Source organism: Bartonella phoceensis (assembly GCF_902825145.1).
GTDB lineage: Bacteria > Pseudomonadota > Alphaproteobacteria > Rhizobiales > Rhizobiaceae > Bartonella > Bartonella phoceensis.
Genome location: NZ_CADEAD010000075.1, coordinates 1 through 255, shown reverse-complemented (window position 1 = coordinate 255; position 255 = coordinate 1). Strand labels below are relative to the sequence as shown.

The window sequence follows — 255 nt, the reverse complement described above, 5'->3', positions numbered from 1 at the left end:
ATACTTCAAATCTTTCTGCGCTTGAGTATGGTTATGGAGGCGAGCTTGATTATAACGCAATCGATATAGGTGTTTTGCTGCAAACAATCGAAAATGTATATGGTACGACTTCCTTTGGAGTTATAGGATCTTACGAGAGATTTACTTTACAACCTTTGGATGTTAAACAAAGCCAGAAAAGTGCGTTTGATAAATGGACTGCTACAGCATATGGCAGTATGCAGCATCATACGGGTTTCTATGTAGATAGTCTTT

General features: G+C 38.0%; 1 protein-coding gene. It reads left to right on the top strand.

Going from position 1 to position 255, the window contains the following annotated elements; all coding sequences use genetic code 11:
- A partial coding sequence (locus J7R07_RS08140; RefSeq protein ID WP_208436339.1) for a hypothetical protein occupies window positions 1-255 on the top strand: 255 nt, incomplete at both ends.